This is a genomic window from Micromonospora sp. HK10 (genome assembly GCF_000982955.1).
GTDB lineage: Bacteria > Actinomycetota > Actinomycetes > Mycobacteriales > Micromonosporaceae > Micromonospora.
In genome coordinates, this window is sequence record NZ_KQ058865.1 from 12,532 (window position 1) to 34,068 (window position 21,537).

At 72.7% G+C, this 21,537-nt stretch carries 25 protein-coding genes; 18 read left to right on the forward strand and 7 right to left on the reverse strand.

Annotation, left to right across the window (positions count from 1 at the left end; all coding sequences use genetic code 11):
• Window positions 1-17 precede the first annotated feature (17 nt).
• The 3 genes from LQ51_RS23400 to LQ51_RS23410 form a co-directional block, all read right to left on the reverse strand.
• On the reverse strand, window positions 18-776 hold the full coding sequence (locus LQ51_RS23400; RefSeq protein ID WP_046569157.1) for a VOC family protein: 759 nt from the start codon (window positions 774-776) through the stop codon (window positions 18-20).
• 94 nt (window positions 777-870) lie between these two features.
• Window positions 871-1,608 carry an ABC transporter permease gene (locus LQ51_RS23405; protein ID WP_046569159.1) on the reverse strand — a complete coding sequence of 246 codons (738 nt, stop codon included), beginning with the start codon at window positions 1,606-1,608 and terminating at the stop codon, window positions 871-873.
• 9 nt (window positions 1,609-1,617) lie between these two features.
• A complete protein-coding gene (locus LQ51_RS23410) occupies window positions 1,618-2,505 on the reverse strand; it encodes an ABC transporter ATP-binding protein (RefSeq protein ID WP_046569161.1) in 888 nt (295 codons plus the stop codon).
• Between the two features lie 170 nt (window positions 2,506-2,675).
• Here LQ51_RS23410 and LQ51_RS23415 point away from each other — a divergent pair, with 170 nt between their 5' ends.
• The 4 genes from LQ51_RS23415 to LQ51_RS23430 are packed head-to-tail and all read left to right on the forward strand — an operon-like array spanning window position 2,676 to window position 4,899.
• On the forward strand, window positions 2,676-2,996 hold the full coding sequence (locus tag LQ51_RS23415; protein ID WP_046569164.1) for a hypothetical protein: 321 nt from the start codon (window positions 2,676-2,678) through the stop codon (window positions 2,994-2,996).
• Window positions 2,997-3,005: 9 nt separating this feature from the next.
• The gene (locus LQ51_RS23420) at window positions 3,006-3,932 is read left to right on the forward strand and encodes a WXG100 family type VII secretion target (protein WP_046569166.1); all 927 of its coding nucleotides are present in this window, start codon (window positions 3,006-3,008) and stop codon (window positions 3,930-3,932) included.
• 9 nt (window positions 3,933-3,941) lie between these two features.
• Complete coding sequence (locus LQ51_RS23425) at window positions 3,942-4,295, forward strand: YbaB/EbfC family nucleoid-associated protein (protein ID WP_046569168.1); 354 nt, start codon at window positions 3,942-3,944, stop codon at window positions 4,293-4,295.
• 4 nt (window positions 4,296-4,299) lie between these two features.
• Window positions 4,300-4,899: a hypothetical protein gene (locus LQ51_RS23430; RefSeq protein WP_046569170.1), complete on the forward strand. Its 600-nt coding sequence runs from the start codon at window positions 4,300-4,302 to the stop codon at window positions 4,897-4,899.
• Between the two features lie 191 nt (window positions 4,900-5,090).
• Here the strand turns inward: LQ51_RS23430 and LQ51_RS23435 are convergent, their stop codons facing one another.
• Window positions 5,091-7,139, reverse strand: coding sequence for a HelD family protein (locus LQ51_RS23435; protein ID WP_046569172.1), 2,049 nt, complete (start codon window positions 7,137-7,139; stop codon window positions 5,091-5,093).
• 230 nt (window positions 7,140-7,369) lie between these two features.
• Here LQ51_RS23435 and LQ51_RS23440 point away from each other — a divergent pair, with 230 nt between their 5' ends.
• Genes LQ51_RS23440 through LQ51_RS23460 form a run of 5 tightly spaced genes read left to right on the forward strand, consistent with a single transcriptional unit; the run spans window position 7,370 to window position 11,003 of the window.
• Entirely contained in the window at window positions 7,370-7,741 is a 372-nt protein-coding gene (locus LQ51_RS23440; protein ID WP_046569174.1) for a type II toxin-antitoxin system RelE/ParE family toxin, read from the forward strand.
• Window positions 7,738-8,058, forward strand: a complete 321-nt coding sequence (locus tag LQ51_RS23445; protein ID WP_046569175.1) for a helix-turn-helix domain-containing protein — start codon at window positions 7,738-7,740, stop codon at window positions 8,056-8,058. Before LQ51_RS23440 ends, LQ51_RS23445 begins: the two co-directional genes overlap by 4 nt.
• 37 nt (window positions 8,059-8,095) lie before the next feature.
• A complete protein-coding gene (locus LQ51_RS23450; protein ID WP_046569176.1) occupies window positions 8,096-8,677 on the forward strand; it encodes an ArsR/SmtB family transcription factor in 582 nt (193 codons plus the stop codon).
• A gap of 43 nt (window positions 8,678-8,720) precedes the next feature.
• On the forward strand, window positions 8,721-10,118 hold the full coding sequence (locus LQ51_RS23455) for an MFS transporter (protein WP_082159606.1): 1,398 nt from the start codon (window positions 8,721-8,723) through the stop codon (window positions 10,116-10,118).
• Between the two features lie 33 nt (window positions 10,119-10,151).
• Entirely contained in the window at window positions 10,152-11,003 is an 852-nt protein-coding gene (locus LQ51_RS23460; RefSeq protein WP_046569177.1) for a menaquinone biosynthetic enzyme MqnA/MqnD family protein, read from the forward strand.
• A gap of 63 nt (window positions 11,004-11,066) precedes the next feature.
• Here the strand turns inward: LQ51_RS23460 and LQ51_RS23465 are convergent, their stop codons facing one another.
• Window positions 11,067-12,005: a serine hydrolase gene (locus LQ51_RS23465; protein ID WP_046569179.1), complete on the reverse strand. Its 939-nt coding sequence runs from the start codon at window positions 12,003-12,005 to the stop codon at window positions 11,067-11,069.
• Complete coding sequence (locus LQ51_RS23470; protein WP_046569181.1) at window positions 12,005-12,961, reverse strand: hypothetical protein; 957 nt, start codon at window positions 12,959-12,961, stop codon at window positions 12,005-12,007. Before LQ51_RS23470 ends, LQ51_RS23465 begins: the two co-directional genes overlap by 1 nt.
• A 365-nt stretch (window positions 12,962-13,326) precedes the next feature.
• Here LQ51_RS23470 and paaA point away from each other — a divergent pair, with 365 nt between their 5' ends.
• From paaA to paaE, 5 genes are read left to right on the forward strand one after another with little or no spacing between them, the layout of a single operon-like run.
• Entirely contained in the window at window positions 13,327-14,391 is a 1,065-nt protein-coding gene (gene paaA / locus LQ51_RS23475) for a 1,2-phenylacetyl-CoA epoxidase subunit PaaA (RefSeq protein ID WP_046569184.1), read from the forward strand.
• A complete protein-coding gene (gene paaB / locus LQ51_RS23480) occupies window positions 14,388-14,708 on the forward strand; it encodes a 1,2-phenylacetyl-CoA epoxidase subunit PaaB (RefSeq protein WP_046569185.1) in 321 nt (106 codons plus the stop codon). The genes paaA and paaB overlap by 4 nt, the downstream gene beginning before the upstream one ends.
• Complete coding sequence (paaC, locus tag LQ51_RS23485) at window positions 14,705-15,427, forward strand: 1,2-phenylacetyl-CoA epoxidase subunit PaaC (protein ID WP_046569186.1); 723 nt, start codon at window positions 14,705-14,707, stop codon at window positions 15,425-15,427. Before paaB ends, paaC begins: the two co-directional genes overlap by 4 nt.
• Window positions 15,428-15,482: 55 nt before the next feature.
• Window positions 15,483-15,962 carry a 1,2-phenylacetyl-CoA epoxidase subunit PaaD gene (gene paaD / locus LQ51_RS23490; protein ID WP_046569188.1) on the forward strand — a complete coding sequence of 160 codons (480 nt, stop codon included), beginning with the start codon at window positions 15,483-15,485 and terminating at the stop codon, window positions 15,960-15,962.
• Complete coding sequence (paaE, locus tag LQ51_RS23495) at window positions 15,959-17,095, forward strand: 1,2-phenylacetyl-CoA epoxidase subunit PaaE (protein ID WP_046569189.1); 1,137 nt, start codon at window positions 15,959-15,961, stop codon at window positions 17,093-17,095. The genes paaD and paaE overlap by 4 nt, the downstream gene beginning before the upstream one ends.
• Before the next feature lie 24 nt (window positions 17,096-17,119).
• Here paaE and LQ51_RS23500 read toward each other — a convergent pair whose 3' ends face one another.
• Window positions 17,120-17,800, reverse strand: a complete 681-nt coding sequence (locus LQ51_RS23500; protein WP_052745036.1) for an LppU/SCO3897 family protein — start codon at window positions 17,798-17,800, stop codon at window positions 17,120-17,122.
• A gap of 107 nt (window positions 17,801-17,907) precedes the next feature.
• Between LQ51_RS23500 and LQ51_RS23505 the strand changes: the two genes are divergently transcribed.
• The 4 genes from LQ51_RS23505 to LQ51_RS23520 all read left to right on the forward strand — a co-directional run bounded on the left by LQ51_RS23505 (window position 17,908) and on the right by LQ51_RS23520 (window position 21,531).
• Window positions 17,908-18,186: a type II toxin-antitoxin system Phd/YefM family antitoxin gene (locus LQ51_RS23505; protein WP_046569190.1), complete on the forward strand. Its 279-nt coding sequence runs from the start codon at window positions 17,908-17,910 to the stop codon at window positions 18,184-18,186.
• Window positions 18,183-18,593, forward strand: coding sequence for a PIN domain-containing protein (locus LQ51_RS23510; RefSeq protein ID WP_046569191.1), 411 nt, complete (start codon window positions 18,183-18,185; stop codon window positions 18,591-18,593). The genes LQ51_RS23505 and LQ51_RS23510 overlap by 4 nt, the downstream gene beginning before the upstream one ends.
• Before the next feature lie 157 nt (window positions 18,594-18,750).
• The gene (gene mqnC, locus LQ51_RS23515) at window positions 18,751-19,941 is read left to right on the forward strand and encodes a cyclic dehypoxanthinyl futalosine synthase (protein WP_046569195.1); all 1,191 of its coding nucleotides are present in this window, start codon (window positions 18,751-18,753) and stop codon (window positions 19,939-19,941) included.
• A gap of 324 nt (window positions 19,942-20,265) precedes the next feature.
• Window positions 20,266-21,531 (forward strand): COG1361 family protein, encoded by a 1,266-nt coding sequence (locus LQ51_RS23520; protein ID WP_046569197.1) that lies wholly within the window; start codon window positions 20,266-20,268, stop codon window positions 21,529-21,531.
• Window positions 21,532-21,537: the final 6 nt, after the last annotated feature.

Genomic DNA, 21,537 nt, shown 5'->3' on the forward strand with positions numbered 1-21,537 from the left:
GGCCGCGCCCGACGGCCTCAGCGCAGCGCGGTGACCGAGAAGAGCGCGCCCTGCGGATCGCGGAGCGCCGCGCTGCGCCCGGCCGGGTTGTCCCGGGGCGGGACCAGGATCGTCCCGCCCAGCTCGGCGGCGTGCGCCGCCGTGGCGTCCACGTCCGCGACCGCGAAATACACCGACCAGTACGCGGGCAGGTCCGCCGGCAGCTTCTCCAGCTGCGGCATCATCCCGGCGACGATCCGGGCACCGCAGCGCCAACCGGTGTACGGCATCGGGCCGGGTGCCCGCTCCTCCGGATGCCAGCCGAACACCAGGCCGTAGAAGTCCTTGGCCCGCTCCGGGTCCGGGGTGACCAGCTCGTTCCAGCACATCGACCCGGGCTCGTTGAACAGCTCCGCGCCGCGCATCGCCATCGGCTGCCAGACGCTGAACACCGCGCCGGCCGGGTCGGCGAGGACCGCCATCCGGCCCTGGTCGAAGACGTCGAACGGGGCGACCACCACCTGACCGCCGGCCGCCTCCACCCGGGTCGCCACCAGGTCCGCGTCGTCGGTCGCCACGTACGTCGACCAGATCGGCACCTGGTCCGGCGTGGCCGGCGGGCCGGCCCCGGCGACCGCGCGCCCGTCCTTGCGGAAGACGGTGTAGCCGCCGGCCGCGGGCTCCGGGGAGACCTGCCCGGTCCAGCCGAAGAGCTGCGGGTAGAACTCCTTCGCGTCCTCCAGCCCCGGGGTGGCCAGGTCGGCCCAGCAGGGCGTGCCGGGCTCGACGCCGTTCACGTTGACCCCTCTCGCCGGGGGCGGCCCCGCCGGCACGCCCTGCCGGCATCGTGGCACCGTCCCCCGGCCCGCCGGGGCGGAATCGGACAGATCGTCAGGTGAAGCGGCGCCCCTCGTCCCGCCGGTACGCCCAGCCGGCGGCCGCGGCGAGCAGCACGATCCAGACGCCGAGCATGACCATGGAGAGGGCGCTCGGCCGCCAGTCGGTGACCGCCGCCCACATCAGCTCCACCGCGCCGCGGGTGGGCAGGTAGGGGGCGATCGCCTGGATGAAGCCGGGGGCGTCCTCCGGGCCGGAGAGCAGCCCACCGCCGAACGCGAGCGGGAAGAAGATCAGCTGCGCGACCACGATCGCCGCCTTGCTCGGCAGCGAGTATCCGATGGTCAGGCCGAGCAGGGTGAACGGCACCGAGATCACCGCGACCCCGGCCGCCCCGAGCAGGAACTGCACCGGCGTGACCCGGGCGGCCGTGGCCACCGCCGCGATCACCACCACGGGCAGCATGGAGAGGTAGGTGAGCACCAGTCCGGCCAGGATGCGGCCGGCGAGGCGCGGCCCGGGCCCGGCCGGCAGGGTCCGGGTGTACGGGTTCCACGGCTGGTCGCGGTCCTCGGCGACGCCGATCCCGTACTGGAAGATGTTCGCGCTCATCACCGCGAAGGTCACCATGGCGGCGGTGGCGTAGGTGGCACCCTCGGCGTCGTCCCCGGCGAACGGGACCACGAAGAAGAGCATCGCGGCGGCCGGGAAGAAGGCGCTGCCGAAGATCGCGACGGGAATCCGGACGATCTCCAGCAGTTGGTAGCGGGCGTGGATCAGGGCGAGCGGCATGGCGGGCTCCTAGACGGTCGGGACGGCGGGCCGGTCGCCGGTGGTGATGGCCAGGAACGCCTCCTCCAGCGAGGTGGGCCGGACCTCCAGGTCCCGGAACGCCACCCCGGCGGTGACCAGCTCCCGGACGAGCTGGTCGGCGTCGGCGGTGAGCAGGTGGGTGCGCCCGTCGACCTGCTCGGTGGCCACCACGCCGGGCAGCGCCGGCAGGTCGTCGGCGACCAGGCTGACCCGGCGTACGCCGACGATGCCCCGGATCGCCGGCACGCTGTCGTCGGCCAGCACCCGACCCTGGCCGATCACCACGACCCGCTGCGCGAGCGCCTCCACCTCCTCCAGGTAGTGGCTGCTCAACAGGACGGTGCCGCCGTCGGCGTGGAACGACCGGATCGCCTCCCACAGGGTGTGCCGGGCCTCCACGTCCAAGCCGGTGGTGGGTTCGTCGAGGACGACCAGCCGGGGCCGTCCGACGAAGGCGAGGGCCACCGCGAGCCGCCGGCGCTGCCCGCCGGAGAGGCCACCGGTCTGCCGGCGGATCTGGTCGGTGAGGCCGAACCGGTCGAGCAGCTCGTCCCGCGGGATCGGGTCGGGGAAGTGGGCGCTGACGAAGTCGACCACCTCACCGACCCGCAGCGTGCCGGGAAGCCCGGTCTCCTGCGGGGTCACCCCGAGCTGCCGCCGGTTGGCCGCGGCGCGCGGGTCGCCGCCGAACAGCTCGACCCGGCCGCCGGTGGGCCGGCGCAGCCCGACCAGCAGGTTGATCAGGGTGCTCTTGCCGGCGCCGTTCGGGCCGAGCAGCCCGACCAGCTCACCGGTGCGTACGGTCAGGTCGACCCCGTCCAGTGCCAGCACGTCGCCGTAGCGGCGGCTGACCTGGTCGGCGCGGGCCAGGATCATGGTCGGACTCCTCGGGGTTGCGGTCCCGGTCGGTGCTGCGTCCCTGTGTACCGTGTCCGGTCCACGCCCGCAGCCCCGCGCGCCCGCAGGAAGTGATCCCCTACTGTGATAGTCCCGCCCCGCGGTGACGCCACGGCGGGCGGCTGCCGACAGGACACTGGGGAGGGTCCGTGACGAGTCCGAACAAGAACCTGGACGTACAACCGGAGGCGCTGGTCGCCTTCGCCGCCACCTCCAGGGGACGGGCGACCCAGTTCAGCGAGCTGCGCCAGCGGTTCCACGACGGGCACGTGCCCCGGCACGCCTTCGGCATCATGCCGGCGTCGTTCAGCCTCGCCGCCGCGTACGCCGAGCAGTTCGAGGCGTGCCTGACCGGGCTCGCCGAGGGCGCCGAGGTGATGGCGGACATCGCCGAGGGGATCAGCGACACGGCCGACGCGTACACCGGCACCGACCTGGCCACCAACGACATGTTCGCGCCGGGCGCCTGAGGGGGACGCATGAGCACCGAGGCGTTGCAGCGCAACAAGACCTACTTCGAGCAGATCGTGTCGGGCACCCCCGACCCGTTCAAGCCGCTCTCCCAGGCCGTGCTCTGGCCGTTCAACGAGCTGCTGGAGCTGGTCGCCGGCGAGCCGGACGACCTGATGCGCGCGGCCCAGCTCGCGCTCACCACCGGCGAGGCGGTACGCCAGATCGCCGGCGAGCAGACCGCCGACCGGGCCCGGCTGCGCAGCGCCTGGGAGGGCGACGCGGCGGACAGGTTCCACGCCTCGATGGAGGCCGTGGAGGAGGCGATCGAGGAGCTGGCCAAGGGGCTGGACGGCACCAAGGAGGTGCTGGTCGACGCCGCGAACGCGGCCGTCGAGGCGTTCAACCTGCTGGTCGAGCTGATCCTGGAGTTCCTGCTCTGGTTCCTGACCGAGGTGATCATCGCGGCGGTGGCCGCCGTGCTCAGCGCCGGCGTGACCCTGGCCGCCACGGTGGTCCGGGTGCTGGCCCGGCTGGCCACCACGGTCGGCCGGATGGTCAAGATCGTGGCCCGGTTCGCGGAGATCCTCACCAAGCTGGTCACCAAGCTGGAGAAGGTCGCGGAGCTGCTGACCAAATACCGCAAGCTGGTGATGGAGCTGCGCAAGGCCAAGAAGGCGTACCGGGCGTGGAACAAGTCCGGCTACACCCGGGAGGCGTTGGAGTTCAAGCTGAAGCGGGCCGCGATCCTCTTCCCCGGCAAGTTCGCCATCAACCACACCTCCCCGGTGAACATCCCCGGCATCGGCGGCGCACTGCTCGACACCGGAGTCGGCATGTACGACGTCGCCGACGGGCACAAGGACCGCAACTATCTGGTGGACGGCACCTACTCCGAAGACCTGGGCCCGTACACCCGGGGCGTGCAGAACGTCTTCGACTCGATCGTGAACTGAGAGGCAGTGATGACCTTCCCCGCCCTGGACCGGCTCGAGGCGCTGGCCCGCAACCTGGACGGCTGGCAGCGCGAGCTCGGCTCGCGGATGGCCGAGCTGGAGCAGAGCAGCGCCGAGGGGGTGAGCGACTCCGGCCTGGTCACGGTGACTGCGGCGGCGGACGGCAAGATCCTCTCCACGGTGCTGAACGCCCGGGCCATGCGGCTCGACTCGTACACCCTGGCCGAGGAGTTCACCGCGGCCGCGAACCGCGCCCAGGAGGCCGCCGCCGCCCGGGTCCGGGAGATCGTCGGCGAGGTGATGGGCAACGCCCCGGCCGCGGAGCGCCGCACCGACGACGGCTACGGCTACGACCGATACTGAGCCGATGGACCAGAGCGGACACCTCGACCTGCTCGCCCGGCTCGCCGAGCCGGGCGAGCGGGTACTCGCCCACGCCCAGGCGGAGGTCGGCGGCGGCCTCACGCCCGCACCCCCACCCGACGAGACGGTCGCGCCCACCCGGAGCCGGGTCACCGTCTCCTCGGTGCTGCTCAACGTGCTCGCGCCGCTGGCCACCTGGGACCGGGGCGACCGGTTGGTGGATCTGATCGGCTGGGGGATCGCCGGTCGGGGCGCGCCCGGCTCGGCCGCGTCCCGGCTGCACCGGGCGGTCAGCCCGGCCCGGCCGGACGGGAAGGTGCGGCACACCCTGCTCGCCGTCACCGACCGGCGGCTGCTGGTCTGCGTCACCGGCCCGGTGAAACTGCTGTCCAGCCGGGAGGACGACGAGCGGGCGCTGGCCGAGACCCGGGTGGTCTGGGCCGCCCCGCGCGCCGAGGTGGCGTCGGCCCGGGTGGGCTGGCACCGGCTCAACCCGAAGCGGTTGAAGCTCACCTTCACCGACGGATCCTGGCTCTCCTTCACCGTGCCGATCGCCGAGTCGGGCCAACCGCTGCGCGCGGTCGCCGCCGCGCTCTCCGGCTGACCGCCCGCCCGCCCCGCCCCGCCCCGCCCCGCTCCGGGCGCGGCGCGGCTTGCGGCAATCCGTGGCTTCCCCGGGCCGGGAAGGCCCGATCTGCCGCAACCCGCTCTCCGCGGACCCCTGGCGGCGGCCGGCGGGCCCGGCCCGGGCCCGGGCCCGGCCCGGTCCGGCCCGGGGTCGGGGTCGGGGTCGGGTCAGGTGGTCAGCGGGGCGGGCAGCGGGTCGCGGTGCAGCACGGCGAGCCGGGACACGGCCCGGGTCAGCACCACGTACAGCCGGTGCAGGCCGCGCGGTTCGGCCGCCACGATCGCGGCCGGCTCGACGACCACCACGTGGTCGTACTCCAGGCCCTTGACCAGGGTGGCCGGGACCACGGTGACCCGCTCGGCGGCCTCGACGTCGTCGGCGTCCGAGGTCGGCACGCCCGCGTCGGCGAGCGCCGCGCGGAGCCCTTGCACCGCGTCGTCGGCGGCGATCACGCCGACCGAGCCGTCGTGCGCCAGCGCCGCACGCACCTCGGCCACCGCGGCCGCGGTCAGGTCGTCGACGGTACGCACCTCCAGGGTCCCGTCGCGGCGCAGCGACTCGGCCGGGGGCACGTCGACGGCGAGCGCCGGCAGTAGCCGGTTGGCGAAGGCGACCACCGCCGCCGGCACCCGGAAGCCGATGCTGAGCGGCACCACGGCGGCGTCGGGCTTGCCCAGGTGGGTCAGGGACTCCCGCCAGTCGGTGGCCGCCCACGGCGCGGTGCCCTGGGCCAGGTCCCCGAGCAGGGTGATCGAGCCGTGCTCGCTGCGCCGGGCGATGGCCCGGCACTGCATTGGGGAGAGATCCTGCGCCTCGTCGACCACCACGTGCCCGAAGCCCGGCAGCCGTTCCAGCAGCCCGGTGATCTCGTCGAGGAGCACCGCGTCTGCGGCGGTCCAGCGGGTCGCCCGCGGGGTACGCCCGGGCCGGCCCGATCGGAGCAGTTCCTGCTCTTCGGCGGTGAGCAGGCCGTCGGCGGCGGCGGCGAGCAGCGCCGGGTCGGTGAGCAGCCGGTGCAGCAGCCCTTCGGGGGTGAGCGCCGGCCAGACCGCGTCGAGGCAATCGGTGACCGGTTTCGCCTTCGCCATCCGGCGGAGCCAGGCGTCGCTGGGCGACTCCGCCCGGCGCGCCTCGGCCTGGCGTTGCAGCAGTCCCACCACCCGGGCCCGGACCCGCTCCCGGCCGGTCGCGTAGGGCAGGCCCTCGCGGCGGGTCTCCTCGACGACGCGGTGCAGCGGGTCCAGCCCGATCCGCCAGCGGAACGAGCCGTCCGACACCATGATCGGCTCGGTCGGCGTACCGATGTGCGCCTCGACGGCGCGGCGCAGCACCTTGGCCATCCGCACGTCGTGCTTGACCACGGCGACGGCCGGGTCGTCGACCGCGCGGACCGGCACCCGGGCGACCAGGTCCTCCACGGTGGCCTGCTCGACCTCGACCTCGCCGAGGGCGGGCAGCACCGCCGCGATGTACGACAGGAACGCCCGGTTCGGCCCGACGATCAGGACACCGGACCGGCGCAGCCGCTCCCGGTGCAGATAGAGCAGGTACGCGGCGCGGTGCAGGCCGACCGCCGTCTTGCCGGTGCCCGGCGCGCCCTGCACGCAGATCGAGTCGGCCAGGTCGGCCCGGACCAGCTCATCCTGCTCGGGCTGGATGGTGGCGACGATGTCCCGCATCGGGCCGACCCGGGGGCGTTCGATCTCGGCGGTGAGGATCCGGCTGGCCGTGCCCAGCTCCTCGCCGCGGTCCAGGCGCTCGTCCTCGAAGCTGGTGAGCACGCCGGAGCTGAACCCGAACCGGCGCCGGACGGCGACGCCCTGCGGGTCGCTCGCGCTGGCCCGGTAGAACGACCGGGAGACGGGGGCCCGCCAGTCCAGCACCAGCGGCTCGCCGAGGTCGTCGGTGACGTGCCGGCGCCCCACGTGGTAGTCGCGCCCGGCGTGATCCGGGTCCAGCTCGCCGAAGTCGAGGCGGCCGAAGAAGAGGGGTGTGCTCGGGTCGTCGGCCAGCTCCTTGACCCGTCGGGCCATGTGTCGGCCGAGCTGTTCGGCGGTGTACGCGTCGCCGGCGACCTTGTCACCGGTGGCGAAGAGGGCCTCGGCGCGCTCGCGCATCCGGCGCAGCGCCGCGCGGGACGCCTCCAGGTGGGCGCGTTCCGCGCCGAGTTCGGTATCGAGGTTTGTGGTGGCAGGTTCCAGTCCGGCTGCGGGCACAGTGAACTCCCAGGGCTCAACATGATGCTCGCTCGCGTATCCGGGGCGATCGGCCCGCTCCGGCGCGGTGACGTCCGCTGCGGTGCATGCTCACCGCGGCCGTCAAGCGGCCATCCACGATACGGCTGGGCTCAGTTGTACGCCACCGAGTTTCCACTGCTGCTGAATGACCTGCGGGTTGCCTCGACCACGCCCGGGTTTAACAATATCCTTAAGGCGGAGGTGGGCTGGTGGAGTGGGAGATCCTGCTGACCGGGCAGGTTGAGGCGTTTCTTGACGACCTCTACGTCACTGACCGCGAGAGTCATCGCCTCGTGAACCAGGCCATCCTGGTGCTGGAGCGTAATGGCCCCGCAGAGGGACGTCCTCTGGTCGACAGCATCACCGCTTCCCGACTGAGCAATTTGAAAGAACTCAGGCCTCCGTCCTCGGGACACAGCGAGATCAGAATCCTATTCGTCTTCGACCCCTGGCGGTCGGCCGTCCTGCTGGTCGCAGGAGACAAGTCGGGGCAGTGGAAGCGCTGGTACCGAGAGGCCATACCAGAGGCGGAACAGCTGTACGCCACGTACGTGAAGGAACGGCAGGAGGAGACACGATGAGTGGGGTTAAGCGCTGGCGCGATACGGAGCACCTGGACCGGGCGATCCAAACGGCTGGCGGGACGGGGGAATTCGAGGCCGAAGTGGGCCAGATGCTTGCTGGCGCCCGCGGCTGGCGCCTCGCTGAGCTGCGGAAGCGGCGCGAGATGACCCAGGAGCAGGTGGCGGCCCGGATGGGCGTCTCGGTGGCCCGGGTCTCGCAGATCGAAGCGGGGAGCGTGGCGACTCAGGAGGTGCTGGCCCGCTACATCGCGGCCCTGGGTGGCACCCTCAAGTTGATCGCCGACTTCGGGGACGAGCAACTCAAGGTGGCCTGAGAACTCGGCTGAACGATCGGGGCGGGATCATGGGGGAATGACCGAGGAGCACCCCGAGAAGCGCCGGGTGACGATCAGCGATCCGCAGGTGATGCGGGCGCTCGCGCATCCGGCCCGCATGGCGATCATGGAACATCTCGGCTCGCTCGAGGGCGGCGCGACCGCGACCGAGTGCGCCGAGATCGCCGGCCTGTCGCCGAGCGCGACCAGCTACCACCTGCGGGAGTTGGCGAAGTTCGGGCTGATCCAGGAGGCCCCGAGCCGGGGCGACGCCCGGGAGCGGGTCTGGCAGGCGTTCAGCCCGTCGTACTACGTGGAGACGGGCCAGGACGCCGATTCCGAGGCCCGGGCGGCCGAGCTGAACCTGGTCGACGTTCACCTCGCGCGGGACAGCCAGCGCGTACGGGAGTGGATCCGCCGAGCGCCGGACGAGCCGCGCGAGTGGTACCAGGCGGCCTGGTTCAGCGACACCCTGCTGCTGCTCACCGCCGAGGAGTTGGCCGCGCTGAACGAGGCGGTCCACGGGCTGCTGGATCCGTACCGGCGGCGGCTGCGGACCGATCCGCCGGAGGGGGCGCGGACGGTCGCGGTGCAGTACCGGGCGCTGCCTCTGGACTGAGTTCGGGGTTGAGCAAACAGGTGTGAAGGATTATCTTCGAAGTATGTCCTTCACATCTGGTCGGTCGCGCTGGTCCGACGTCTGGCTCGTCACCGCCGCCCGGGGCGTCTCCACCTGCGGCGACTTCCTCGCCGCCAGTGCCCTGGCGCTGGCCCTCCAGTCCGCCGGCGCGAGCGGGCTCGCCGTCTCCGGGCTGATGCTCGCCGCCACCCTGCCGCTCGCGGTGCTCGCCCCGCTGACCGGCCGGCTCGCCGACCGGGTGGACAGCCGCCTGCTGCTGGTGCTCACCGGGCTCGGACAGGCCGCGATCTGCCTGGCGCTCGCGTACGCCGGCCAGCCGGCCCTGATCATCGTGCTGGTGGCGGCCCTCGCCGCCGGCCTCGCGGTCACCCAGCCGGTGCTCTCCGCGCTGGTGCCGACCATGGTCCGGGCCGACGACCTGCCCCGGGCCAGCGCGCTCAACCAGACCGCCGGCACCCTCGGTGCGCTGGCCGGGCCGGCGCTCGCCGGATTGCTGGTCGGCGGCTTCGGCGCCCGGCCGCCCCTGCTGCTCGACGCCGGCAGCTACCTCGCGTTGGTCGCGGCCGGGCTGCTGATCCGGACCCGCCGGGGCGGCCGGCGACCGACCGCGGCAGTGGTTCCCGGCCCGGCCCGTGACCTCCCGGTCCCCGCCTGGCGGCTGCGCCGGGACCCGCTGCTGGTCGCGATGATCACCACCCTCGCCGGGGTGATCGGCGCGGTCGGCGCGATCAACGTGGTCGAGGTCTTCTTCATCCGCGAGACCCTGGGCAGCTCCACCACGATGTACGGCCTGGTCACCGGCTCGTGGACGCTCGGCATCCTGATCGGGTCCTGGGTGTTCGCCCGGCTGGCCCGGCGGCTGGTCGACGACGGCCGGATGCTGGTCGGCTACCTCGCCCTGCTCGGCGGGTGCTGCCTGATGATCCTGTTCTCCGCCGCGGTGCCCGCCGCCCTGCTGCTGGTGCCCGTCTGGCTGCTCGGCGGGGTGGGCAACGGCGGGGCCAACGTCTTCGACAACGTGTTGCTGGCCCGGCGGGTGCCCGAGGCCGCCCGGGGTCGCGCGTACGCCGCACTGGGTGCCGCCGTCCAGGGCGCCGCCATGCTCGGCTACCTGCTCGGTGGCCTGCTGCTGGCGGTGGCCGACCCCCGGCCCCTGGTCGCCGCCTGCGGCGTGGCCGGGCTGTTGATGATCGGGCTGGTCGCGCTGCCGGTCAGGCGGGCCGTCCGGGCCGAGCGCGCGGCCACCGCCGCCCGGCAGGCCTCGCCCGCCGACCCGGGGGCGTCCGCGACCGCCGACCCGGCGGGGTCCGCGCCCGATCCAGCAGGGTCTGACCCGGCGGGGTCGGCCCCCGGGGCGTCCGCGTCGGTGCCAGCCCGGGCGGGTGGTGCGGAGTTGGCCACTCCGGCCCCCTCCCGCTGAGCCGACCGCGACGGGCGGGGATACGGTCGGGGCATGGCCGACCGCATCGCCCGCCCCCGCGTGGGGCACATCCAGTTCCTGAACTGCCTGCCGATCTACTGGGGGCTGATGCGGTCCGGCGCGCTGATCGACGTCGACCTGCACAAGGACTCGCCGGACCGGTTGAACGCCGCGCTGGTCGCCGGTGATCTGGACATCGGCCCGATCTCCCAGGTGGAATACCTGCGGCACGCCGACGAGCTGCTGCTCCTGCCGGACCTCGCGGTCGGCAGCGACGGTCCGGTGCTCTCGGTCAACGTGGTCTCCACCCGGCCCCTGGCGGAGCTGGACGGCGCCCGGGTAGCGCTCGGCTCCACCTCGCGTACCGGGGTGCTGCTCGCCCAGCTCCTGCTGGCCGAGCGGTACGGGGTCCGGCCGGAGTACTTCCGCTGCCCGCCGGACCTGACCCAGATGCTGCTGGAGGCGGACGCCGGCGTGGTGATCGGCGACGTGGCGCTGCGGGCCCTCTACGAGGCGCCGCGCAAGGGCCTGGCGGTGACCGATCTCGGGCAGGCCTGGCGGGAGTGGACCGGGTTGCCGATGGTCTTCGCCGTCTGGGCGGTCCGCCGCGACTTCGCCGCCGCGCACCCGGGCCTGGTCAAGGAGGTGCACGAGGCGTTCCTGCGCTCGCGTGACCTCTGCCTGGCGGAACTGGACCAGGTGGCCGAGGCGGGCGCCCGCTGGGAGCCGTTCGACGCGGCGACCCTGGCCACCTACTTCCGTACCCTCGACTTCTCGCTGGGCGACCGGCAGGTGGCCGGCCTGCGCGAGTTCGCCCGCAGGGCGGCCGCGATGGGTGAGGCGCCCGCCCTGCCCGAGGGCGGACCGCACTTCTTCCAGGGCTGAGCCCTCGCGACGGCGCAGCGGCGGTGCCCCGGCCAGCCGGGGCACCGCCGCTGCGCGGCGGGGTCAGGCGGCGTCGCGGAGCAGTGCCGCGGCGACCTTCTCGCAGGTGTCCATGCCGTACTGCCAGGAACCCGCGGCGCTGAACGGGGTACGGACCATCACGCCCATCGTCCAGGTGTCGCCGATGGCCAGGCAGTTGACGTGGTACTCGCGCTCCTTCTGCCGGTCGATCCAGCCGTTCTTGATCGCGATCCGCTTCTGCTCGGCCGCCGGGAACGCCTTACGGATGCCGAAGTCCCCGTCGCCACGGACCAGCCGCATCTCGTTGATCAGCCACTTGGTCCACTTGGGGCCGGCCGCCCGGCCGTCGTCGATGCAGAGGCCGAGCCGCGCGGTGTCCCGGGGCGACAGCAGGGTCCGGCTCCAGCCGCCGTCGCTGGCGACCTTGCTGTCGGTGAGCTTGCAGATCGAGATCAGCCGCTTGATCGAGGCCGAGCCGCCCACGCTCTCGTAGAACTCCTGGGCCCGTTCGTTGTTGCTGTCCCGGATGATCTGGGTAGCCTCGGCCAGCTTCGCGTCGCTCGGGGTGCGGCCCGCATCGGCGCTGCGGCGCAGGTAGTCGGCGACCACCCAGGACTTGATCAGCGAGGCGGTGGTGCTGGTCTCGGCCATGTTCTCCGAACCGATGATCTTGCCGGTCCGCTTGTCCAGCACGGCCCAGGAGTACCAGCCCTTGATCCTGAGGCCGTCGAGGTCCTGCGCCTGGAACGGCAACGGCTCCAGCGACGGCGAGGGCGAGGGTTGGGCCCGGGTGCTCCGATCCACCGGCGCGCCGGTGGACCGGCCGCCCGCCGTGCCGGTGTGCGAGGCGGGGGACGGGCGGAACGGCGAGCCGGGTACGAACCGCAGCGAGACCAGGACCAGCCCGACCAGGATGACGGCGACGGCGCTGTACGCCAGGGGGCGGCGGTCGCTGCCCGGCCGGCGGCGGGTGCCCGCCATCAGAGCTTCCCGAGCGGCTGCTGCGGCACCTTGAGGGCGGCGCCCGGCTGCGGGGTCACCAGCTGGGTGGCCACGCTGGCGCAGACCTTCGCGCCGTACGAGGGGGTCCGCGGGTCGCCGGCGGGCGGATACCGCATCATCACCGCCAGGGTCCAGTCGTCGGTGACCGCGAGGCAGTTGACGTGCCACTGGCCGTCGTCCCAGAGCATGGTGAAGCCGTTCTTGATGCTCACCGGGCCCTGCGCGGTGATCGACTCGGGCAGGCCGTCGACGATGCCCCAGTGCCCGCCCTGCACGGTCACCGACTTCTGGTCCTTGACGCCGCCGCGCACGTGGGCCATCTCGTTCAACACCCACTTCGTCCACTTGGGTCCGGCGGCGGTGCCGTCGCCGATGCAGTCGCCCATCCGCACCGCGTCGCGCGGTGACATCTGGGTGTACGCCCACTTGGCCCGGTCGGGATAGATCTTCGTGTCGGTCAGCTTGCACATCTTGATCAGCCGCTGCAGCACCGGCTTGCGCCCGCCGGCGTTGTAGAGCGCCTCGGCCGAGTTGTCGTTGCTGTCCCGGATGGCGGTGACGGCCTGCTGCCGGCGCTGCGCGCTGAGCGGCTTGCCGTCGAGTTCGCGCAGGTAGTCGGAGACGATCCACGCCTTGATCATCGACTCGGTCGAGTTGGTCGCGGCCATGTTCCGGGCGCCGCTGATCTTGCCGGTCTTCCGGTCCATCAGCGCCCAGGAGAAGAACCTGCCCTTGAAGTTCACCGAAACCGGGCCGGCGGACAGCGTCGGCGCGGGGGGAGTCGTGGGGGCGGGCGCGGGAACCTGCGCCACACCGCCGCCGATGCCGCCCAGTGGGTCGCCGCCGGAGAGCTTCGCGTACGCGGCGGGCACCAGCATGACGCCACCGATGAGCACCGCCACGATGGCGAGCACCATGGCCACGCGAGGTCGCATGAGTGGGGAGCTCCAGATCTAGGGCCGGGGGGACCGGCTGTTCCGAATGGGTACGGCCTGATCGCCGAGGCCGGGGGAGGTGGCCTGGGGCTGGTGGCGATCGTCAGCAGCCGATCGGTGTGCCGGGGGAAGTCTACTTCCGGACCGGCCCCACGCCAGGTTCCGACAGCCGGCGACTCGCTAGGAAGGCGGGACAATAGACCGTTATGCACTTGTTGGGGGGATTCATCTTCCGCGCGTGTTCGACGTCACACGTTTACGCAGGCCGGAGGGGTCGACTGCGCTCGGTGACCGGGGCGGCGGCGAACACCGGAAAGCTGTTACACCCTCTGGTGTCATCGACGGCGAGCTGTAACACTGGCGTCATGTATGGCAACGACTTCGCCCCGCCCGAGGACGGTCCGGGTGGTGGCCTGCTCGGTGAGGTGGAGGCGGCCGAGGCGGCGCTGCGGGAGGCGGCGGCCCGGGCCCGGCGCGGCGGTCCCGCCGGCGACGAGGACCTCGAGGCGTACTTCGCCGGCGTGGTCGACGCCGACCAGAAGATCGAGCCGCGGGACTGGATGCCCGAGGCGTACCGGAAGACGCTGATCCGGCAGATCGCCCAGCACGCCCACTCCGAGATCATCGGCATGCAGCCGGAGGGGAACTGGATCAGTCGGGCCCCGTCGCTCAAGCGCAAGGCGATCCTGCTCGCCAAGGTGCAGGACGAGGCCGGCCACGGGCTCTACCTCTATGCCGCCGCGGAGACCCTCGGCGTCAGCCGCGACGAGCTGGTGGAGCTGCTGCTCAACGGCCGGCAGAAGTACAGCTCGATCTTCAACTACCCGACCCTGACCTGGGCCGACGTGGGCGCGATCGGTTGGCTGGTCGACGGCGCGGCGATCGTCAACCAGGTGCCGCTGTGCCGCTGCTCCTACGGCCCGTACGCCCGGGCGATGATCCGGGTCTGCAAGGAGGAGTCGTTCCACCAGCGCCAGGGCTACGAGATCCTGCACACGCTGGCCCACGGCACCCCCGGGCAGAAGGCGATGGCCCAGGACGCGGTGGACCGCTGGTGGTACCCGTCCCTGGCGATGTTCGGCCCGCCGGACGGAGACTCGACGCACAGCGCCCAGTCGATGGCCTGGAAGATCAAGCGGTTCTCCAACGACGAGCTGCGGCAGCGCTTCGTGGACATGTGCGTCCAGCAGGCGGAGATCCTCGGCCTGACCCTCCCCGACCCGGACCTGCGCTGGAACGAGCAGCGCCAGTCCTACGACTACACCCAGCCCGACTACGACGAGCTGCTGCGGGTGATCAAAGGCAACGGGCCGTGCAACCGGCAGCGGATGGAGCACCGGCGCCGCGCCCACGACGAGGGCGCCTGGGTGCGGGAGGCCGCCGCGGCGTACGCGGCGAAGCAGAACAGCAGGGAAAGGGTCGCGGCATGAGCGAGCGCAGCGCACGAACCGATCAGCTCGGCGGGAAAGACCATTCGCCGCTCTGGGAGGTCTTCGTGCGGGCCCGGCGCGGCCTGTCGCACAGCCACGTCGGCAGCCTGCACGCCCCCGACGCCGAGCTGGCCCTGCGCAACGCCCGCGACCTCTACACCCGCCGGCAGGAGGGCGTCTCCATCTGGGTGGTGCCGGCGAGCGCGATCACCGCGTCCAGCCCGGACGAGAAGGACGCCTTCTTCGACCCGGCCGCCGACAAGGTCTACCGCCACCCCACCTTCTACCCGGTGCCGGACGGGGTGGCCCACCTGTGAGCACCCTCGACTTCACCCTCGCCCTCGGCGACGACGCGCTGATCGCGGCGCAGCGGCTCGGCGAGTGGACCTCCCGGGCGCCGGAGATGGAGGAGGACATCGCGCTGGCCAACATCGCCCTCGACCAGCTCGGTGCCGCCCGTCTGCTGCTCACCTACGCCGGTGAGCTGGAGGGCGCCGGCCGGGACGAGGACGCGCTGGCGTACCTCCGCGACGACCGGGAGTTCCGCAACTGCCTCCTGGTCGAGCTGCCCAACGGCGACTTCGGCGTCACCATGGCCAAGCTGTTCTTCCTGGCCGCCTACCAGCTCCCGCTGTACACCGCGCTGGCCGGCTGCGCCGACGAGCGGCTGGCCGCCATCGGCGCGAAGGCGCGCAAGGAGTCGGCGTACCACCTGGACCACGCCGCGCTCTGGGTGCGGCGGCTCGGCGACGGCACCGAGGAGTCGCACCGGCGCATGCAGGACGCGGTCGACCAGGTCTGGCCGTACACCCATGAGCTGTTCACGCCGGCCCCGACGGCGCCGGTCGACCCGGCCACCCTCCGGGCCGACTTCGACGCCCAGGTCCGCGACGTGCTCGACCAGGCCACCCTGACCCGCCCGGCCGACGGCTGGACACCCGGCGGCGGCCGCGACGGCCTGCACACCGAGCACCTCTCCTACCTGCTCGCCGAGATGCAGGTGCTGCACCGCGCCCACCCCGGAGCTCGCTGGTGAGCGCGAGGAGTGCAGCGAAGCGGAGCCCCGCAGTCGCGAACGGAAGGCCGGGCTGGTGAGCGATCCCAGGGCGGCCGTGGCGGCGGTGGTGGATCCGGAGATCCGGGTCATCACCATCGACGAGCTGGGCATTCTGCGGTCGGTCGACGAGGACCCGGAGAGCGGCCGGCTCGTCGTCACCATCACCCCCACCTACACCGGCTGCCCGGCGATGGACGTGATCCGGGCGGACGTCCGGCGGGCGCTCGCCGCCGCCGGCCACCCGGACGCCGAAGTCCGCACGGTCTACAGCCCGGCGTGGAGCACCGACTGGATCTCCGAGCGCGGGCGGGCCAAGCTCGCCGCCGCCGGGATCGCCCCGCCCGCGCCGGCCCCGCGCGGCGGCACCGTGGTGCCGCTGACCCTCGCCGTGCGCTGCCCGCGCTGCGGCTCTCCCGAGACCGAGCAGGTCAGCCGCTTCGGCTCCACCGCCTGCAAGGCCCTCTGGCGCTGCCGCGCCTGCTCCGAACCCTTCGATCACCTGAAGGCGCTGTGACTGTCACGATCACCCGGCCGGTCCGCCGCCGGCCGGTCTTCCACCCGCTGCCCGTCGCCGCCGTCGACCGGCTCACCGACGACGCGGTGGCGGTCACCTTCGCCGTCCCCGAGGAGTTGCGGGAGACCTTCGCCTTCTCCGCCGGCCAGCACCTGACGGTCCGGCGCGCCGCCGGAGGCGACCCGGCCGGCGGCACCGGTGACGGTGCGGCGGAGGTGCGCCGGTCGTACTCGATCTGCTCGACGCCCGACGAGCTGGCCCGGCACGGGCGGCTGCGGATCGGGGTGCGGGAGGTGCCCGGCGGCGCCTTCTCCGCGTATGCCTGCGGCGCCCTGCGCGGCGGCGACACCGTCGAGGTGCTTCCCCCGCTCGGGCATTTCACCACGGCCTTCGCGCCGGACCGGGCCCGCCGCTACGGCGCGGTGGTCGCCGGCTCCGGCATCACCCCCGTGCTCGCGCTGGTCGCGACCGCGCTGGCCGTCGAGCCGGCCAGCACCTTCACCCTGGTGTACGGCAACCGGACGGCGAACACCGTGATGTTCGCCGAGGAGCTGGCCGACCTGAAGGACCGCTACCCGACCCGGCTGCACCTGGTGCACGTGCTCTCCCGCGAGATGGGCGAGTCGGCGCTGCTCTCCGGCCGGATCGACGCCGACCGGTTGACCCGGCTGCTGGAGACCATCGTCCCCGGCGACGCCATCGAGGAGTGGTTCCTCTGCGGCCCGTACGGGATGGTGGTGGACGCCAAGGCGGTACTGGCCGGTCGTGGCGTGCCGGACGCCGCGGTGCACACCGAGCTGTTCCACGTCGACGCCCCGCCGGAGCCGGTCCGCCGCCCGGCCGACGAGCCCGGCACCGGCGCCGAGGTCACCATCGTGCTGGACGGGCGGTCGTCGAGCTTCACCATGGGGCGGGACGAGCGGGTGCTGGACGCCGCCCTCAAGGTGCGCGGCGAGCTGCCGTACGCCTGCAAGGGCGGGGTCTGCTCGACCTGCAAGGCCAGGGTCGTCGCGGGCGAGGTCACCATGGCCCGCAACTACGCCCTGGAGCCGGACGAGGTGGCCGCCGGGTACGTGCTGACCTGCCAGTCCAGCCCGGTCACCGACCAGCTCACCGTCGACTACGACGCCTGAGGCCGGCGACCGGGCCGGGCCGGGTCAGCCCGGCTCGCCGAGGCAGAGCAGCAGCTCGTGCGAGTCGCGCTTCTCCGAGTAGCTGGCCACCGTGCCGGGGAACTGCGCGCAGCGGGCGCTGTCGGTGCTGTCCTCGACCGTGCCCACCACCACGTAGGCGGCGGTCCGGTCGTCGCAGTCGACGACGCTGACCGTGGGGCTGGTGTTGGGGCCCTCGGCGCTGACGCAGTCGCCGACCTCGGCGTAGGACGGGTCGGTGGAGATGGTCCAGGCGATCAGGCCGGCGATGGCCACGGGCACCACGAGGCCGAGCGCGGCGGCCCGCCGGAACACCGGCTTGCCGGGTGCCACCGGGGTGCCCGGCGCACCGGGTACGGGCTCGCCGAGGCGGCCGAGCCGGATCCGGGCGACCAGGTTCCCGAGCAGGACCAGCGGGGTGATGATCAGGGAGAGGATGCCCCACCAGCCCTGCCAGAGCGTCCTGGCGCTCATCTCCCGGCAGGTCGCGATGCCGCACGACCGGCAGAACGGGCCGTGCTGGGTGAGCAGGCGCATGAAGATGATGAAGCCCTGGTGCCCGTGCAGCGTGGCCTTGATGGCCGGGAACGATCCGCAGAAGCGGCAGGTGAGGACGGTGCTGGCGGGCCCGCCGGGCGCCGGTGGCGCGTGCGGGACGGGCGGGGGGTTGGTGAAGGGGGCGGTCACGACTCTTTCCTTCATCGACGTCGGCGAGCACCGCACGATAAGCCATGATCGGCGGATCCGGTGTCCCGCGACGCGATCCGTAGGACAAACCGTTCTACACTTGTGTCGTGGAGCAGATTGCGGTCCGGGAACTGAACCAGCACACGAGCCGGGTGCTGGCGCGGGTGCGTGCGGGCGAGACGGTCGAGGTGACCGATCGCGGGGAGCCGATCGCCCGGCTCGTCCCGGTGCTGGCCGGCGACGCGTTCCTCGGCCGATTGGTGGCCGAAGGGCGGGCGTCGGCACCGACCGCGGCCGGGCCGATTCCGATGCCTCCGGTGCTCGGTGATCCCGCCGTGGATGTCGCGGCTGTCCTGGCGGACGCGCGGGACGAGGAGCGCTGGTGATCTATCTCGACTCGGCGGCGGTCATCAAGATGCTCCGGCGCGAGGAGGAGACGCCCGATCTGATCGCCTGGCTCAATGACCACGGCGGCGTGCCCCTTGTCTCGTCGGTCTTGGTCGAGGTCGAGGTGCCGCGAGCGTTGCGTCGTGCCGCGCCGCAGGCGCTGGTCGGCGTTCCGGCGGTGCTCGGGCGGCTCTACCGGGTCGAGATCGACGCGGGGGTCCGGGCGGCGGCCGGTGCGTACGCCGAACCCCTGCTACGCAGTCTGCACGCCATCCATCTCGCCACGGCGGAGACTCTGGCCCGCCAGGCCGGCGGCGACTTCGTCGCGTTCGTCACCTACGACCGGCGACTGTTGGAGGCCGCGAAGGCGGCCGGTCTTGCGGTCGCCAGCCCGGGAATGAACTGAGCCGGGTGGGCTGCGCTCCGCGTCTCGGAGGTCTCACCTTTCGCGCCTCGGGGTCGCCAGGGCGGCGGGGCCGATCGCCGGTGCCCGGCCTCCGGCGGCGTCACATCGGCGAGCACCCCCGGCAGGCTCGGCGGCTCACCGGCGTACCCTCGGGTATGTGACGGTGAGCCGGGAGATCGACGACATCCTGCAGCGCGGCGCGGACGGCGGGCGGATCACGCCCGAGGAGACCCTGCTGCTCTACACCGAGGCGCCCTTCCACGCGTTGGGCGAGGCGGCGGACGCGGTGCGCCGGCGGCGCTACCCGGACAACATCGTCACCTACCTGATCGATCGCAACATCAACTACACGAACGTCTGCGTGACGGCGTGCAAGTTCTGTGCGTTCTACCGGGCCCCGAAGCACAAGGAGGGCTGGACCCACCCGACCGAGGAGATCCTGCGCCGCTGCGGCGAGGCGGTCGAGCTGGGCGCCACCCAGGTCATGCTCCAGGGCGGCCACCACCCGGACTACGGCGTCGAGTACTACGAGGAGCTGTTCTCTGCGGTCAAGACGGCGTACCCGCAGCTCGCCATCCACTCGATCGGCCCGAGCGAGATCCTGCACATGGCCAAGGTCTCCGGGGTCAGCCTGGATGAGGCGATCGCCCGGATCAAGGCCGCCGGGCTGGATTCCATCGCCGGGGCCGGCGCCGAGATGCTGCCGGACCGGCCGCGCCGGGCGATCGCCCCGCTGAAGGAGTCGGGCGCGCGCTGGCTGGAGGTCATGGAGCTGGCGCACCGGCAGGGCCTCGAGTCGACCGCCACGATGATGATGGGCACCGGGGAGACCAACGAGGAGCGGATCGAGCACCTGCGGATGATCCGCGACGTGCAGGACCGTACGGGCGGCTTCCGGGCCTTCATCCCGTGGACGTACCAGCCGGAGAACAACCACCTCAAGGGCCGTACCCAGGCGACCACCCTGGAGTACCTGCGGCTGGTCGCGGTGGCCCGGCTCTTCTTCGAGACGGTGCCGCACCTGCAGGCGTCCTGGCTGACCACCGGCAAGGACGTCGGGCAGCTCGCCCTGCACATGGGCGTGGACGACCTGGGCTCGATCATGCTGGAGGAGAACGTGATCTCCTCGGCCGGCGCCCGGCACCGGTCCAACCTGCACGAGCTGATCGGCATGATCCGCAGCGCCGACCGGATCCCCGCCCAGCGGGACACCCTCTACCACCGGCTCGCGGTGCACCGGACCCCGGCCGACGACCCGAGCGACGACCGGGTGGTCTCGCACTTCTCCTCGATCGCCCTGCCCGGCGGCGGAGCAGCGAAGTCGCTGCCGCTGGTCGAGGTCAACTGACCGGATCCGTCGACCGAACGGCCAGCTCACCCGCCGGCAGATAACAGGACGGCGGCGACCCGCGCGACCGGGGACCGCACGGCGGCTCCGGCGGCTACGCTGTCGATCGTTCGTCCGCCGACCTCGTACTCCATCGGCCCGCGAGGGGCCGTTCACATAACGCACGGCAGCAGGGGCGGGATGGTCCTACCATCCCGCCCCTGCTGTCTGTCCGGTCCGCACCGGACGGACGAGACGCATCGACGATGCTGGCGTGTCGTGACGTCGCTCCGGTAGCGTCCGTGCGTTCCGCAACGTTCGTCCGCTCCCTACCCCGGGGGATCCATGACCATCGCGTACCGTTCGACACTCGCCCGCGCCGGCACGGTGGCCGTGCTGGCCGCGGGCGCGCTGGCCACCGGCGCCGCGCCCGCACATGCGGCCGACCAGGCCGAGATCGTGCTCGCCCCGATCAGCACCTCGCTCGCCAGGGGCGTCGGGGAGGCGAAGGCGAAGCCCTTCAAGTTCACCGTCACCAACGTCGGGCCGGCCACCGCCCGGAACGTCCACTATCGCCTCAACGCCGCCGAGCTGAACCCGGAGCGGGTCGGCTGGGTCGTCCCGGTCGGTTGCCGGTTGCTCTCCCCGAACCTCTACGACTGCCCGCTGGGTGACCTGGCCGCCGGCACCACCGAGGACTTCGGCGTGCCGCTGTTCAGCACCGGTGGCCGGGGCGACGGCGGCACGCTGATCGTCGGGGTCACCAGCGACAACTGGCAGCATGATCCGGCCGACGACGTGGTCGAGGTGCCCATCACCGTGACCCGCCGCGGGTACGACCTCACCACGTGGGCGCAGGACGTCTACGCCAACGTGAAGGTGGACGGCGCCCAGCAGAACGAGACGGATCTCCGCCCGGTCCGGCCGGGCGACACCGCCCCGCTCGACTGGGCCGTCTACAACCACGGCAGCCGCAGGGCGACCGGCATCTTCTACGGCATCACGCTGCCCGCCGGGGTCACCTTCGACCGGCTGCCCCGGACCTGCACCGCCCAGGTGGTAAACGGCCTCGCCCAGGCGCTGTGCCAGGACGACGGCGCGGTCATCAAGCCGGGGCAGTACTACACCGACGAGGTGTCGGTGAAGGTGGCCGGGGACGTCACCGAGCCGGTGCTGCGCCCCGGCGACATCTTCGGGTACGGGTTGGACCAGGCCACCGGCGAGCCGGAGGAGGAGGCCCGGGCGGCCGACGCGAGCCAGCAGCGGACGTTCACCGAGACCGACCAGCCCGACAACCACACCATCTTCGACGTCTTCGTCGACCTGACCACGCAGCCCTCCCCGACCCCGACCCCGAGCGCGACCCCGAGCCCCAGCGCGACCCCGACGGCCGGGCCGAGCCCGAGCGGCAGCCCGGCCCCGAGCGTCACGCCGACCGCCGGTGGCGGTGCGGGCGGCGGCGACGGTGGCCTGCCGGTGACCGGCGTCCAGGTTGGCCTGATCGGGGGCATCGGGGCCGCCGTGCTCGTCGCGGGCGGGCTGTTGGTGGTGCTGGGCCGCCGCCGCAAGGTGGTGCTGGTCACGCCGACGGACGAGAAGGACGGCGACTGACCGAAA